The sequence below is a fragment of the Kosakonia sp. S57 genome, from assembly GCF_016516575.1.
GTDB lineage: Bacteria > Pseudomonadota > Gammaproteobacteria > Enterobacterales > Enterobacteriaceae > Kosakonia > Kosakonia cowanii.
In genome coordinates, this window is the sequence record NZ_JACVUL010000005.1 from 204,137 (window position 1) to 217,757 (window position 13,621).

A 13,621-nucleotide genomic window follows, 5' to 3' on the forward strand; every position below is an offset into this window, starting at 1 on the left:
GATGAACAGCTTACGGACTGCGAAGCACTATTCAAGGACGAAATAGTTCCATTGCTGAAAACGGAGAAACCTTCCAATCAAGTTTCATTTCAGATCATGGAAGAATTCTATGATTAGGTATAACAAAATTCAATCAATTATCGGATAAGTTTTCGTAATACGTAACGATGCCGCTGAGTAGCAGAGTTATGTCCGCTCCTCGCTCATAACTGACCAAAGGATCTTTTAGTCTTATAGTTTGGGCAAGAAGCGGAACCACTTAGCTAGTTAAGATAATTTTGCCAATCTTCTTGGTTGGCATTTATGATTTTTGTTTTAAACCCTAAGTATTCATATGTGGGAATTAATTTCTTTAACAGGTTTTTATCTCGAGTAACGAAGTAATCACAATAAGCGCCATATATTGAGTGCGTATTATCATGGAGGCTGGACATAGGAGCCTCACTTGAAGCATAACCTAATTCAATCATAGTGAGGATTAAAGCATCGACAACTGCCTCGGTTACACCGAACCCCCAAGCTGTTATATTACTATTCTTTCTGTCACTCAATATTTTCTCTGCTTTCACAGAAAAATACACACTCTGCCTGGAGCGTATTTCAGATATTTTCTTATCGATTAATTTCTTCACTTCAGCAGTACAAGGCTGTATCTGTATGTTAGCTTTGATTAACTGATTTAGTGCTGCATTATGTATTAGTTTATCTGTTAGTATTTTTTTTGAGTAAAGTTATAGCTGATGGGTCTTTTTCTAATATGATATTTATATTTGCATTACCTAACTTGCTTTTAACATTTTGGTCAACTTCATCGGCCTTACCAATTGAGAATTCCTGAGCAGATTCCGCTACACTATTGGATTCATAATTATCATACACTCTTTTAAAGCAGCCTGCAGGGTGTTCTAAAACGATGTAAGGACCTTCCTTTCCCGAAAAAGAGTGAATTATATTAAAATCATTCCGATAAGGAACGATTTCTCGATTACGTGTTACTTTGGATAATATACTAAGACGAAGATCTTTCTCTTCAGTATCAATGCGATTTTTAATGTGGGGACTACAATAAGAGTTGCATATCTCTTCACAGTTAGCCGGGGAATAAATTATCTCAACTTTTTTTCTGTCAATTTTTCTTAGGACACTTTCTAATGAGGTATCAGATCTTCCAAACTGAATGTCGAACCATATGTTCTGATCAAGATAAATTCTTTTCATACATGAATCCATTTTAAGTGAAAACTCAATGAGTAAACGGCCATTCAATCAAAAACTTTAGAGATTTTTTGTCAACTTAAACTAAATCACCTGAAACATTTTGTCTGTATGGCTGATCTACCATTAGATACCCAAACTGTCACCTTCATGATATTTGTGACAATGTGTTGGCTAGTTCCGCTTCTCGCTCATAGCTGACCTTAACGCTACTTATCTTGTCTGCCTTGTACAGCAAGAAAAGAGTCATATAGACATATTTCATATCAACACGCGACCACAGATTTAACGTTCATTTTCAGCAGATTAACTAAATATCACAGGTAAAAACTCAAATCTGAGAATGCATGTCCGCCCCGCTTTTTCAGCAGTCTTTATCGACGGCAAATTTTCCGGAATGATAGTCCCTATCATTAGGCAGGGTTCCCGGCTGGAGCGTTGAAGATGGTTACAAAGCAGGCGCTGAGCCCGGGAGGCCAGAGAGCGTCCGCGAAAGGCAGGAAGGATTACCTCTTCAGAAATCCGGTAGCCACTCAAAAAAGCAACGGCTCCTTTTTCGCAAATTATCAGTCCGACGCGTACTCCCTCTTCATAAACAATATGCGCATCGCCCTCTGAAATATGATGACTGAGTTCTTCGTCATCGACAGAGCACAGATTGCCTCTTAAGGCTGGGATAGCTAACAACGAATGCTGATAGGTATCCATGAGCGCCTTTCGACACCATTCAAAATCGGCGTATTTAGCAGGCCTCAGGGTTACTGTGTCATCCTGGTGTTCTGAGGCACCTGACAGGCAGGATGCATAGATGAATTGATCTGTTATACCCTGATTTTTTTGGTGGCCGGGTGTAAGAATTTGAATGTACAGCGGCTTTAGCTGCGCCCACTCCTGGCAGACAGATTTGAGTACAGAACAATCTATCCTGGCCAGGGGCGGACATTGCTTGCATCGCAATATATTAATTTATGGTGACCTGGTCACAGATCTGGGCAATATATGTGAAAACCGATATCAGAGGTAGAGGATGGTGCGTTTAGAGATATTCGAGAAACACCTGGCAGAAAAAATGAAGGTTGCAAGTGAAGAAAAACGAAGAAGTGCAGTCAGAGTGGCATGCGAACTCGCTGTTCAAAACTGCCCGGTAGACCTGCCTGTAGTGGACGAATCACTCAGGCAACTATTATCAGGATATAAGCTATCGTTCGAGCAAGTTTCTAAACTGGAAAGGCTGGCCGCACAGTTAGATGAAGAATATTTTAACCTGCATGAGAGTCAGAACGAAGAGAGGGAATTAAGTCCTCAAGCTTTGCATTTGTTTAGCCAGGCACGCGCGGTATCAGCCCTCGCTTTCGCCGGGAGAGATGATTCAACTGAGTCAGCAATCGAAGCGATTTATGAAGCAGCCACAGCCATCAATGATGACCAGGTTTTTAATGCAGTCTTTTCGGTTCTGTCAGAAATTTAGCCGACATCTATATCATGGTTCTGCAACGTCCACTGTTCGCTCATAGCTGTCCTACGCCCGCTCTGTGCAGGAGTGGACGTTGATTAATAAGATGGGGCGCTCCACGGACAGAATCTGTAGATCTTACAGCTTCTTCACCAGTGTTTTTAATTGTGTAATGAGCTGCGCGTTGTCTTCCCCGGAGTGACCGGCTACAGGCCAGGTTGACTGACGAATAACCAGTCGTGTAGGCAGCAGCTCACGGATCCTGATTTGCGGGTCGGCCATGAATTGGATAAGCAACTCCACGGCCCGCTTACCGAGTTTGTTGAAATCCTGTGCCACGGTGGTCAGCGGCGGCTGGAAGTAAAGGCTATCTGCCGTATCGTCATAACCCGTGACGGAGACTGCCTGGCTCCCGCTGCGATTGAGCTGCGCCAGGGCGCTCAACACGCCGAGTGCCATCTGATCGTTCGCCACAACGATCGCACTTATCTTCGGGTACTGATGTAACAGTTTGAAAGCGTTGTGCCAGCCGCTGGCCGCACTCCAGTCGCCAAAAACCGTCACCGCATTACTTACCCCAAGTCGATGCAACGTCTCACGCCAGCTGCTCAAGCGCATGCGTGCTGAAACCGAACTTTCAGGTCCGGCAAGCAGACCGAAATCCCGGTGCCCCAGCTCCCAGAGATGACGGATGCAAGCGCTACAACCATCAAGATGGTCAAAGCGCACGCAGCAGACATCGGTCTCCGGCGAAATATCCAAAAACAGACAGCAAATATCGGGATTTTCACTTACCAGCTTTTCGGCAACGCTGCCTTCCAGCGGCAGATTAATAATTGCTCCACGGATATTCTGTGCGCGAAACTCATTGAGCCGTGCCTGAAGCGAGGCGTAATCCACGATCGCGGGCATCGCAATAGCGACCTCCAGCTCGCGTGCGCTGGCGTGACTTTTTATTGCCGCGGCGATTTGTGAGGGCGCATGCAGGGTCAACGACGCGGTAATCAAACCAATCGACGGCGCAGACTTCCCCGCCAACAATTGCGCCGAACGGTTAGGAACATAGAGCAACGCTTGCATTGCGCTGATAACCTTGTCGCGGGTGCGTTCTGACACAACCCCGGGTTTATTCAGTACACGCGAAACCGTCTGCTGCGACACTCCGGCCTTGCGAGCCACATCTTCTAACGTTGCCGTACGGCGCTGCATAAACCACTCCTGTACACGTCTGTAACAATGTCGTTCGCTAACATCTTATGTCTTAAACACGACAAAATAGCATCATTTCCGCGCTATTTCGTGATCGCGTATGAGTTTCACTTTCGCCAGCATTGTGGCTTTAAACAAAATATCTGATAACTCACCCATCTTGTCTAGCGAACGACATTCTCATTTATCAGGCGAATATACCTATGCAATATCACGATCCCCGGACGTCCCCGGGCCACCTGTTTCATGACCTGCTGGCGCGAGAGGACAGACAAAAGCCGACAGGCTGCGACTCACTGACGTTCAGCGTCGAGGAAAACTGGCGGGCTGATGGCCAGAAGCAGGTTATCTTCGATGGCGATAACGCTCTGACCGGGGTGAAAGTGCGAAACCACCAAAAAAGCGGCTTTAATAATGACGCGTACACAGGATGGAATATAGACAATGAAACTCTCTGAACTCGCGCCAAGAGAACGGCATAACTTCATCTACTTTATGCTGTTCTTTTTCTTCTACTACTTCATTATGTCGGCCTACTTTCCCTTTTTCCCGGTCTGGCTGGCGGAAGTTAATCATCTAACCAAAACAGAAACGGGGATCGTTTTCTCCTCAATCTCGCTGTTCGCGATTATATTTCAGCCGGTATTTGGCCTGATATCGGACAAGCTGGGGTTACGCAAACACCTGCTATGGACCATTACGATCTTGCTGATCATGTTTGCGCCGTTCTTTATTTTTGTGCTGTCGCCATTATTGCAGCTGAATATTTTCGCCGGTGCGCTAGCGGGCGGTATTTATCTGGGGGTGGTTTTCTCCAGCGGTTCCGGGGCGGTAGAGGCCTATATTGAACGCGTCAGCCGTGCGAACCGTTTTGAATACGGAAAAGTGCGCGTTTCCGGCTGTATTGGCTGGGCACTGTGCGCGTCCATCACCGGTATTTTGTTTGGCATCGATCCCAATATCACCTTCTGGATTGCCTCAGGTTTTGCGCTGGTGCTGGGAGTGCTGCTGTGGATGTCACGTCCGGAAGGGAGCAACAGTGAGCTGGTCATCGACGCGCTGGGAGCCAACCGTAAGGCCTTCTCGATGCGCACCGCCGCGGAACTATTACGCATGCCACGCTTCTGGGGATTTATTGTCTACGTAGTTGGCGTCGCCAGCGTATATGACGTATTTGACCAACAGTTTGCCAACTTCTTTAAAGGCTTTTTCTCTAGTCCGCAACGCGGAACAGAAGTATTCGGCTTCGTCACCACCGGAGGGGAATTACTTAACGCGTTGATTATGTTCTTTGCTCCTGCCATCGTGAACCGGATTGGTGCGAAAAACGCTCTGATCACTGCCGGTATTATTATGTCAGCGCGTATTCTGGGTTCTTCTTTTGCCTCTTCAGCTATCGAAGTGGTGATCTTAAAAATGCTGCATATGTTTGAACTCCCATTCTTGCTGGTGGGCACTTTCAAATACATATCATCTGCCTTTAACCCGAAACTATCAGCAACGCTGTTCCTGATTGGTTTTAACTTATCGAAACAGCTTTCAGGTGTTGTACTCTCCGTATGGGTCGGAAGGATGTATGACACCGTCGGCTTCCACCAGGCTTATCTCATTCTGGGCAGCATTACGCTGAGCTTTACCATCGCCTCCCTCTTTACCCTGAAAGGGAGTAAAACGCTGCTGCCGGCTACCGAGTATAAAAGCGCAGCCTGATAATAAAAGCCCGCTCTTCAAAGCGGGCTTTATCTTTATTTTCCATCCTGCGTATAGCAGCGTTTTATTCTTTTCTGCCCGCTCTGTTTAACCAGAGCAAGATTCCCACTCCTGCCAGACTAAACAGAGAAAGGCTGTAAAGCGCAGTAAATGAGCCAAAGACCCGCGCTAACACGCTGGCTATCCCGGTAGATATCGCGGCGGTCAGAACCTGGCCGCGCCATGCAATTGCACTGGCTTTGGCAACCTGATCTTCTGCGAAGTTTTTAAGCACCCCGAAAGTTCCAATAGCAAATACAATATTCGAGGCCATGTGTGCACCGAATATCAAAGCAAGCCCTGTGTAGGGAAAGCCGGCAGAGAGCGGTAATAAAAAGTAGCTTCCGATATATCCACCCAGGCATAACAGCAACAGCCTGTTATTAGCGGAATAGTGCGGTAATTTACCGACATCAAGCATGAGCGGGCCGCAAAGTTGCCCGAGGCTGCGCGCAAAAAGAAGCGGTAATGCAAGCCCTGCGGAATCTCCAGGCCTTATTTCCTGCGCAAGGGCAGGTAAAAGCGCCATTGCTGGAGAACCCACGGCTGCAAGAGCAGGTAATAGCATCACGCTTCTTTTTTGCAATGGGGATAAACATCGCCAGAATGGCTTGGGTGTGACATCGACAGATTTTTCAGATTGCGGTTTTCTTACCTGAATAACTGAGGCTGACATCAGAAGTAAGATCGTGGAAGCGACAAAGCTTAGGGCATCAATAGCGAGGAGATGTAAAGGAGAGATCAGGTCGAATAATAAAACGCCCAATCCGGTACCGAGTAATACCTGTGAGGCAAAAATTATCGTTTCCATTGCTGTTGCTGCAGGTAATTCGTCATGGCGTAATCCGCGTTTAAACAACAGAGTCAGCGCCGGATAACTCATGCCGCTGAACAGCGATTCCGAACACTGGACCGCAAGCAAAGCCGGAACGTTATGATGCAGCAAGCCATACAACGGAAAAAAGAGTGCAATCAGGCCGAGCAGCTCGGTAAAAATCAGGACCCGGAGGGGTGAAATTCTCTTACACAGAGTTTCGCCCCAGATACTCCCTAAAAAGCTCGGCAGCATTGACAGCATGTAAACAATGGTCAGAGTCGCGGGAGAGGCCTGCCAGTGTAAAAGTTGTCCAAAAACAATTACCTGAGTAAGCCCGTTGCCCAATGATGAAAGGATATAGGCAAAACCAAGGAAGCGTAGCCAATCGTGACTACGCAGTGCGCGAATCAGCGCAAACAGCAATGTATTCATCGAAAGATTCTCATCTCGAATAACAGAATTCCACAAAGCCAACAGGCAATGCGGAAAGTAAAAACTGTTAAAAGACAGAATCTCTACATCGGAAATTTACTCTCATGACACGGATGCAGCACTGTATCACATAAAAAGTAGGGGGCGCTTTTGAAACTACTTAGTTGATATGGGACGAAATACGTTAACGTTCCCGACACACCTCTAAAATTTTCTCCCGAAGCCAGCGGTGCCCGGGATCTTTTTCCATTCTTGGATGCCACATCTGCGACACCACAATGTTGCGGGTTTTGAATGGCAATTCAAAGAGATGTAAATTGTCTGTCATTCGTTGATTGCGCAAGTACAGCGCGGGAACCATGGCGATAAGGTCGGAGGCCAGGGCGACGGATAACGCAGTTGGAAAGCCTGGAACCACGCTCACCACTTTGCGCGTGACGCCTAACGCCGCCAGGGCATCATCGACAAAACCATGTAGCACGCCGTCGGGTGACGCCACCACATGTCCCCAGGCAATATAATCTTCAACGCTTATTTCCGGCCGTGACGCCAGCGGATGCTCCTTGCGCACCGCTCCAATAAAGCGATCCTGAAAGAGTCTCTGCACCCGAATTTCTGGCCCCATATTGCTCTGGACACCAATCTCCAGGTCAACCAAACCCTCACGAAGATAACGAGACGTTTTTTCAGGTTTCGGCGCAAAGCGTATGCAAATCCCCGGGGCCGCTTCGGCCACGGCGGCAATGAGCAGCGGGCCAAATGCCACCACAAAACCATCATTGGCCCTGATGGTGAACAGCCGTTCGAGGTTTTCCACCTTGAGCGTCCCGGATGAGGGCTGAAGTACCGCTCTCGCCTCATGGACCGCGCTTCTGGCACGATCCCGGGTTGCTTCAGCCCAGGGGGTGAGCACCATGTTACGTCCTGCTCGCACCAGAATGGGATCCCCCGTCACCTCACGTAGCCTGCTGAGCGTGCGGCTCATCGCTGAGGTGCTCAGGTTTAAGCGTCGAGCCGCCCTTGCAACGCTGGCTTCTGCCAGCAAAACGTCGAGCGCGACCAGCAAGTTAAAATCAGGATCGGACATAGTGGTTCCTGGTGAGAATTCAGATAGGGCGTCGAATGCAATTATAGAGTGCAAATGCTGCGTCTTCCGCCTCGACTTGTTGCTGATTATAGTTTTCGCATCCTTCCTTTCACAGGCATTAAAGATGACAACGTTATTTGCAAATCAGCCGGGCGATGAAGGCCTGCCGGGACAAGAGCGTGCACGCGTGATGGCCGCCGTGATGACCACGACGTTGATGGGCGTGTTTGACGGCACAATGATTAACATCGCCCTGCCATCCATGGCAAAAGCGATGCAGGTACCGGCGAATATCTCAGTCTGGTTCGCCAACGGTTACCTGCTCTCCGCCGCCATGACGTTGGCTATCTTCGCTGCGCTGGCAGTACGCGTTGGTTACCGCCCGGTATTTCTTTCAGGCCTTACCCTCTTTACGCTCGCTTCACTGGGTTGTGCGCTGGCCAGTACTCCGCAGATGCTCATCGGAATGCGCATTGTGCAGGGGATCGGCGGCGCAGCGACTCTGAGCATTGCCCCGGCGATACTGCGTTCTGTTTTCCCCGGGCGATTGCTTGGCCGCATTCTTGGGCTGCATGCTCTGCTTATTGCTTCAAGCTCGGCTATAGCGCCTGTACTTGGCGGCACAGTGCTGGGCATACTGAGCTGGAAATGGTTATTCGCCATAAACGTGCTCCCTGGCGCCGTTTCCCTGCTGCTGGTATTCAGGTCGCTGCCACCAAAACCGGCATCCGACAGAATGCCGTTCGATACGCCAGGCGCTGTGCTGTCTGCACTACTTTTAGGCTCAATGGTGATGGCGGCAAACAGCTTCTCCTCTGACCATCACATCAGCGTCGGGGCTATCAGTTGGAGTCTGCTCGCGATGTTCAGCGCCATCACATTTATCTGGCACATCCGCCGGGCAAAGCATCCTTTATTACCACCCGTAATGTTCAAAAATGGACGCTTTACCCTTGCGGCTTTAACTTCGCTGGCCTGTTTTGTGAGCCAGGGCATTACCTTTATTGCGCTGCCATTTCTGTTTCAGAGCGTGTATGGCTACAGCCCCGTAATGTCGGCGTTACTCTTTACGCCATGGCCGATCGGCATTGTGTTGATAGCGCCTCATGCGGGTCGTTGGGCCGACACATTTTCAGCGCCTCTGATTTCTACCGTTGGGTTAGCGCTTTTTGTGGTGGGGTTGATTTTGCTGGCAACGCTACCCGCCAGCCCTGCGGCATGGGATATCTGTTTACGTAGCCTGTGGTGCGGCATCGGATTTGGTTGTTTCCAGAGCCCTAACAACCGGGAGATGCTCTCTAACGTATCCCGCGACTATGCCAGCTACGCATCAGGCGTATTGTCTATCGTCCGGACATTCGGTCAATGTCTCGGCGCTGCTGTCATGGGGGTACTGCTGGCAATAAATGAGCTACAGGCTGTCCATTATGCTCTGTGGATTGCTGTCGTCGCGTCTGCGGCATCAGTGCTATTAAGCGTGAGCCGGTTACGTAAAACAGGCCTGGCGGCAGCCTGAAGTTATGTGCTCATTCTGTCTTGTAGCTACGATTGTGAATGGATGGCGCTCAGCTAAGGGATGTGAAGCTAATTATATTGATGTAGCCATGCTGACCGTAAGCAGCCCGTATTAACGTCTTTTTCTTCTTGCAAAGAGATAGTGGGGAAGTAAGTTCTCGGAAAAGGGCATTAACCTGATTTTGGTCCGCTCCGTGCCAGGAGCGGACGTTGAATTAATGAGAATAAAACCGGAGCAACAGCGGCGGTCAATCGTGCTTGGTACGTATATTTATGAGAACTGTCAGCCTATTAGTGAACTCTTTTTTGTAGAGAGATTTCTGTTTATACAAAGCATTAGCAAAGCAGCACAACACACTGATAACAGTGGAACAAGCAGAGTCATTTTAAACCCTGCCAGCTGCGCCATCAGACCGGCAATTCCATTTCCAGCCATCATGCCTGTGCGCATGGCATTGGAGTGAAATGCTGATGCGAAGCCGCTACGTTCTGGCAATGCGTCCTGAATAACAGAAATGCCCAGGCCGACAAAAATACCAAAGAATAATCCGTTAAAAAGTTGCAACACAATCAGTTCGGTCATGTTAGTGGCCAACTGAAGCAGGCTGTAATAGACGGCTGCAAAGAGAAATCCGACCATAATCAGTGGCTCTTTCCCTGTTTTCTCTGCCAGATGAGCAGCGGCAAGCATAACGGGAATTTCCATTATCGCGGTTGCGCCAAGCAGAAAGCCCGGAAACGAAGCGGGTAAATTAAGCTCGTGTACCAGGTACAGCGGCATAATGGTCAGGTACATGTTATTGGATAAATTTGCCAGCATCATTACTGCGCCGAGTGCCCAAATCATACCCGTGATAGGGGCTTTACTGGCTTGAGTTTTTTCTGCTCTGCCGGTATCGACACTGTTTTTATCCTTCGAAAGCAGCAACTGGCTGACAAGTAACGTGATGGCCGCAAGCAGGGCTGAGGCCAGAAAATTAAAGGTGAAGCCAAATCGGTCGGCGAAGACAAATGCCAGAGCTGGCCCGGCAATCCACACAATTGACACGCCCGAACGCATTTGCGTATTGAGCCGTGTAGCGTTAAGCCCTGCCGTCAGTGAATGCTTTCGGATCATCGACAGGAGTAACGGGATAGACGCATTGCCTGGCCCCATCAAGAAAATACCGATGACCAGAGCTTCGATGGGTTGACGGCAGAAACTGAAGGCTAAACCCGCCAGAAAAAGCGACGTAACAGAAATCATGAAAAGTTGCCGGACTGGATGTCCCTTATCTGCAAGCGATCCCATCAACTGGCTAAAAAATAATCCTGAGAGGGCAAACCCCAGGCTGTAGAAAGTGATAAAAATCGGGCTGGCATGTAATCCGTTTATTAAAAAAAGACTCATGACAGGCAAAATGAAGGCATATGAAATGGCGGTCATTACGTTTATAAGGAATAGCCGCCCAGTAATTCCGGAAAAAAAAGCCATAAAGAACAACATCTCCATGTAGGTTAATCTTATTTTTTAACATGGAAATGTCTCAGGACAGCGCACTATTTTACTTCATATGAGATGTACTGGTGTTCGGGTCGTTAGAGCTTCGTCAGAAGGTCTTTGTCCCGCTTTTTAGATATTCTGGCGGACGATCCGCTTCTCGCTCAAAGCAGACCTTCAGTTCTGTTAAGTTGTCAGCTTTGTATCAGAAACGGACATTGATATTTCATTCAATGTACTGGCTAAAGCGTAAAAGATAACCATCGGGATCCTGCACGAGGAACTCTCTCTGGCAGGCGGACGTTTCTCCGGTACTGTAATGGTTATCATGGAGATCCCGATAAAGCGTTACGCCATGTGCATGCACCCGGGCGAGGATCTGTTCAATATCGTCCACTTCTATCTGAAAATTAATGCCTCGTCCAAATGGCCTGGTGAGTTCGCCCGTATTCCAGCCATCCGGATGATACTGCTCAAGCATCAGTTGTGCTTCACCAAGAGAGATATAAGCAAAATCAGGATCTTTGCGCTTTATCATGATGTTAAAGCCAAGCACGTCTGCATAGAAGTGCAGGGAGGCTGTAAAATCCGTTACAGTCAGCTCTGGAACCATTCGGTTCCAGAAGGGTTCATTCTTATCAGTCAACTTTCTTATCCTTTATTAACAGACCCAACATCCGGCAGACCTTCTGAATCCTGCGCGTGCATGCTTATTCTTTTTTCGGCTTTGCTAATACCATATATTCATAAGGGATTTTATAATCGTTCTGTTTATCAATAGGTTAATGGGTTATTAACACTGCAGGCGATGCCAGTTATTGCGCCGTTATGCCTTAAAAGTATCAATATTGTTGATATATCTTTAATTCATATTTTCTGACGATATGATGTCGGAGAACTCTGAATAGTGAGAACGTTTCTTATTAACAATCCCCGACCACAAAAGGAAAACGAGATTATGGACGATTTCGCAGTTCGTAGCGCAGGTGGAAAGCTCGCGCTATGGGTCTTCTGGATTTTCTGCCTCTATTTTTGCTGGTCTCTGGCGAGTAATCTCTGGCTTGCCGGCCCGGCTGATATCGTCTCAGGCTTCGCCAGCGGCGCAGCGCGATCTGTCGAAAGCGGGTTAAACACGGTGTCTGGCATCGTTGCATTAAGTGCGGTAGGTGCGATACTGGGCGCCATTGCCTGGTATACACGTCCACGTGATATGCAAGCGTGACGTCAGGGCTCCACCGTTTTCACAGGATCATGCATGTCTCTCTTCGACTGGCAGCAGCGCTTTGACAGCTGGATGACGCAGCACTTTACCCACGCCGATGCCGCCCACGATCTCGCGCACTTTCGCCGCGTATGGCAAACGGCGCAAACCTTGATGGACGGCGAACAGGCTGACGCGCTGGTGGTGCTCACCGCCTGCTACTTCCACGATATTGTCAGCTTTGCTAAAAATCATCCGCTGCGTCACACCTCGTCGCAGCGGGCGGCAGAAAAAGCCGCCGCGATCCTTACTACCGACTTTCCTGACTTTCCCGAAAGCGCCATTCCTGCGGTGCGCCACGCCATTGAGGCGCACAGCTTCAGCGCCGCCATTACGCCACAAACCCTTGAAGCTAAAATCGTGCAGGATGCCGACCGGCTGGAGTCCCTCGGCGCGATTGGCCTGGCTCGAGTTTTCGCCGTCTCCGGCAGCATGGGCGGCGCGCTGTTTGACGGCGACGATCCTTTTGCTGCCCGCCGCGAACTGGACGACAAGCGCTTTGCCCTCGACCACTTTCGCTGCAAGCTGCTTAAACTGCCTGCGACGATGCAGACCGCCAAAGGCCGCGCACTGGCCGAGCATAATGCCGATTTCCTGGTACACTTTATGGCAAAACTGAGCGCCGAACTGCAGGGCGATTTTCAGCGTCTTGATGACGAGGTGCTGCGCCGCTACAGCGCGCGCCCATCCTGAGGAGAGGGAACGATGGCAGATGTGCATGACAAAGCGACGCGCAGCAAGAATATGCGCGCCATCGCCACGCGTGATACCGCCATTGAGAAACGGCTGGCCGGTTGCCTGGAGGCGCTGGGGCTGGAGTTTCGCGTGCAGGACGCCGCTCTGCCCGGACGCCCCGATTTTATCGTTGATGCCTACCGCTGCGTTATCTTCACTCACGGCTGTTTCTGGCACCATCACAACTGCTATCTGTTTAAAGTTCCCGCCACGCGCACCGATTTCTGGTTAGAGAAGATTGGCAAAAACGTGGCGCGCGACGCCCGCGATTGCGCACTGCTGCTGGAGCAGGGCTGGCGGGTGTTGGTCGTCTGGGAGTGTGCGCTGCGCGGAAAACTGAAACTGAGCGACGACGCGCTCAGCGTTCGCGTGGAGGAGTGGATCTGCGAGGGGCAACAGACCGCACAGATCGATACTCAGGGAATTCATGGCGCCTTTTAATTTTCCATAGCGAAAATACCCTCTCTGGTAAATAAGGATAAGTGAGACCCTGACTCCTGATAAGGAAATTAAAATAACCTCTCTGTTTTCATTAATTCCTGCCCTAAAAAATAACGCTCTTTTGTTGCTTATTACATTGAAGGCCATCGCTGCGTAATTATCGGATTGAATTAGATTCGTGTTTTGTTGTGTGAAGCGCACGCCATCTGACTCGCTTTTATTAAAAC

15 protein-coding genes are annotated in these 13,621 nt (G+C 49.1%); 7 read left to right on the forward strand and 8 right to left on the reverse strand.

Annotation, left to right across the window (positions count from 1 at the left end; all coding sequences use genetic code 11):
• Positions 1-263: 263 nt before the first annotated feature.
• The 3 genes from IAE48_RS07055 to IAE48_RS07065 form a co-directional block, all read right to left on the reverse strand.
• A complete protein-coding gene (locus IAE48_RS07055) occupies positions 264-632 on the reverse strand; it encodes a hypothetical protein (protein WP_200133911.1) in 369 nt (122 codons plus the stop codon).
• Between the two features lie 70 nt (positions 633-702).
• Positions 703-1,218: a hypothetical protein gene (locus IAE48_RS07060; RefSeq protein ID WP_200133912.1), complete on the reverse strand. Its 516-nt coding sequence runs from the start codon at positions 1,216-1,218 to the stop codon at positions 703-705.
• A 303-nt stretch (positions 1,219-1,521) separates the two neighbouring features.
• Entirely contained in the window at positions 1,522-1,923 is a 402-nt protein-coding gene (locus IAE48_RS07065) for a GNAT family N-acetyltransferase (RefSeq protein WP_233631462.1), read from the reverse strand.
• Between the two features lie 319 nt (positions 1,924-2,242).
• Between IAE48_RS07065 and IAE48_RS07070 the strand changes: the two genes are divergently transcribed.
• Positions 2,243-2,683, forward strand: coding sequence for a hypothetical protein (locus tag IAE48_RS07070; RefSeq protein WP_124967925.1), 441 nt, complete (start codon positions 2,243-2,245; stop codon positions 2,681-2,683).
• 123 nt (positions 2,684-2,806) lie between these two features.
• Here IAE48_RS07070 and IAE48_RS07075 read toward each other — a convergent pair whose 3' ends face one another.
• A complete protein-coding gene (locus IAE48_RS07075) occupies positions 2,807-3,877 on the reverse strand; it encodes a LacI family DNA-binding transcriptional regulator (protein ID WP_200133913.1) in 1,071 nt (356 codons plus the stop codon).
• 203 nt (positions 3,878-4,080) lie between these two features.
• Between IAE48_RS07075 and IAE48_RS07080 the strand changes: the two genes are divergently transcribed.
• Positions 4,081-4,335, forward strand: coding sequence for a hypothetical protein (locus IAE48_RS07080; RefSeq protein ID WP_200133914.1), 255 nt, complete (start codon positions 4,081-4,083; stop codon positions 4,333-4,335).
• The gene (locus IAE48_RS07085; protein WP_200133915.1) at positions 4,322-5,587 is read left to right on the forward strand and encodes an MFS transporter; all 1,266 of its coding nucleotides are present in this window, start codon (positions 4,322-4,324) and stop codon (positions 5,585-5,587) included. The genes IAE48_RS07080 and IAE48_RS07085 overlap by 14 nt, the downstream gene beginning before the upstream one ends.
• A 64-nt stretch (positions 5,588-5,651) precedes the next feature.
• Here IAE48_RS07085 and IAE48_RS07090 read toward each other — a convergent pair whose 3' ends face one another.
• Together IAE48_RS07090 and IAE48_RS07095 are read right to left on the reverse strand one after the other, a co-directional pair.
• On the reverse strand, positions 5,652-6,875 hold the full coding sequence (locus IAE48_RS07090) for an MFS transporter (protein WP_200133916.1): 1,224 nt from the start codon (positions 6,873-6,875) through the stop codon (positions 5,652-5,654).
• Positions 6,876-7,059: 184 nt separating this feature from the next.
• Positions 7,060-7,962: a LysR family transcriptional regulator gene (locus IAE48_RS07095; RefSeq protein WP_200133917.1), complete on the reverse strand. Its 903-nt coding sequence runs from the start codon at positions 7,960-7,962 to the stop codon at positions 7,060-7,062.
• Positions 7,963-8,086: 124 nt separating this feature from the next.
• On the opposite strand from IAE48_RS07095, the gene IAE48_RS07100 reads away from it, so the two are divergent.
• On the forward strand, positions 8,087-9,478 hold the full coding sequence (locus IAE48_RS07100) for an MFS transporter (protein ID WP_200133918.1): 1,392 nt from the start codon (positions 8,087-8,089) through the stop codon (positions 9,476-9,478).
• 282 nt (positions 9,479-9,760) lie between these two features.
• Here IAE48_RS07100 and IAE48_RS07105 read toward each other — a convergent pair whose 3' ends face one another.
• Together IAE48_RS07105 and IAE48_RS07110 are read right to left on the reverse strand one after the other, a co-directional pair.
• Positions 9,761-10,969 (reverse strand): sugar efflux transporter, encoded by a 1,209-nt coding sequence (locus tag IAE48_RS07105; protein WP_200133919.1) that lies wholly within the window; start codon positions 10,967-10,969, stop codon positions 9,761-9,763.
• A gap of 214 nt (positions 10,970-11,183) precedes the next feature.
• A complete protein-coding gene (locus tag IAE48_RS07110; RefSeq protein ID WP_200133935.1) occupies positions 11,184-11,570 on the reverse strand; it encodes a VOC family protein in 387 nt (128 codons plus the stop codon).
• Between the two features lie 345 nt (positions 11,571-11,915).
• Here IAE48_RS07110 and drpB point away from each other — a divergent pair, with 345 nt between their 5' ends.
• Genes drpB through IAE48_RS07125 form a run of 3 tightly spaced genes read left to right on the forward strand, consistent with a single transcriptional unit; the run spans position 11,916 to position 13,394 of the window.
• A complete protein-coding gene (gene drpB / locus IAE48_RS07115; RefSeq protein ID WP_042717193.1) occupies positions 11,916-12,179 on the forward strand; it encodes a cell division protein DrpB in 264 nt (87 codons plus the stop codon).
• A 33-nt stretch (positions 12,180-12,212) separates the two neighbouring features.
• Positions 12,213-12,911: a phosphohydrolase gene (locus IAE48_RS07120; protein WP_200133920.1), complete on the forward strand. Its 699-nt coding sequence runs from the start codon at positions 12,213-12,215 to the stop codon at positions 12,909-12,911.
• A gap of 12 nt (positions 12,912-12,923) precedes the next feature.
• Positions 12,924-13,394, forward strand: coding sequence for a very short patch repair endonuclease (locus IAE48_RS07125; protein WP_200133921.1), 471 nt, complete (start codon positions 12,924-12,926; stop codon positions 13,392-13,394).
• Positions 13,395-13,621: the final 227 nt, after the last annotated feature.

Excerpts from the sequence above, each read along its gene's own strand:
- IAE48_RS07060 (WP_200133912.1), bottom strand. The coding sequence starts at position 1,218 with ATGAAAAGAATTTATCTTGATCAGAACATATGGTTCGACATTCAGTTT.
- drpB (WP_042717193.1), top strand. The coding sequence starts at position 11,916 with ATGGACGATTTCGCAGTTCGTAGCGCAGGTGGAAAGCTCGCGCTATGG.
- IAE48_RS07100 (WP_200133918.1), top strand. The coding sequence starts at position 8,087 with ATGACAACGTTATTTGCAAATCAGCCGGGCGATGAAGGCCTGCCGGGA.
- IAE48_RS07125 (WP_200133921.1), top strand. The coding sequence starts at position 12,924 with ATGGCAGATGTGCATGACAAAGCGACGCGCAGCAAGAATATGCGCGCC.
- IAE48_RS07070 (WP_124967925.1), top strand. The coding sequence starts at position 2,243 with ATGGTGCGTTTAGAGATATTCGAGAAACACCTGGCAGAAAAAATGAAG.
- IAE48_RS07085 (WP_200133915.1), top strand. The coding sequence starts at position 4,322 with ATGAAACTCTCTGAACTCGCGCCAAGAGAACGGCATAACTTCATCTAC.
- IAE48_RS07095 (WP_200133917.1), bottom strand. The coding sequence starts at position 7,962 with ATGTCCGATCCTGATTTTAACTTGCTGGTCGCGCTCGACGTTTTGCTG.
- IAE48_RS07110 (WP_200133935.1), bottom strand. The coding sequence starts at position 11,570 with ATGGTTCCAGAGCTGACTGTAACGGATTTTACAGCCTCCCTGCACTTC.
- IAE48_RS07075 (WP_200133913.1), bottom strand. The coding sequence starts at position 3,877 with ATGCAGCGCCGTACGGCAACGTTAGAAGATGTGGCTCGCAAGGCCGGA.
- IAE48_RS07065 (WP_233631462.1), bottom strand. The coding sequence starts at position 1,923 with ATGGATACCTATCAGCATTCGTTGTTAGCTATCCCAGCCTTAAGAGGC.
- IAE48_RS07080 (WP_200133914.1), top strand. The coding sequence starts at position 4,081 with ATGCAATATCACGATCCCCGGACGTCCCCGGGCCACCTGTTTCATGAC.
- IAE48_RS07105 (WP_200133919.1), bottom strand. The coding sequence starts at position 10,969 with ATGGAGATGTTGTTCTTTATGGCTTTTTTTTCCGGAATTACTGGGCGG.
- IAE48_RS07090 (WP_200133916.1), bottom strand. The coding sequence starts at position 6,875 with ATGAATACATTGCTGTTTGCGCTGATTCGCGCACTGCGTAGTCACGAT.
- IAE48_RS07120 (WP_200133920.1), top strand. The coding sequence starts at position 12,213 with ATGTCTCTCTTCGACTGGCAGCAGCGCTTTGACAGCTGGATGACGCAG.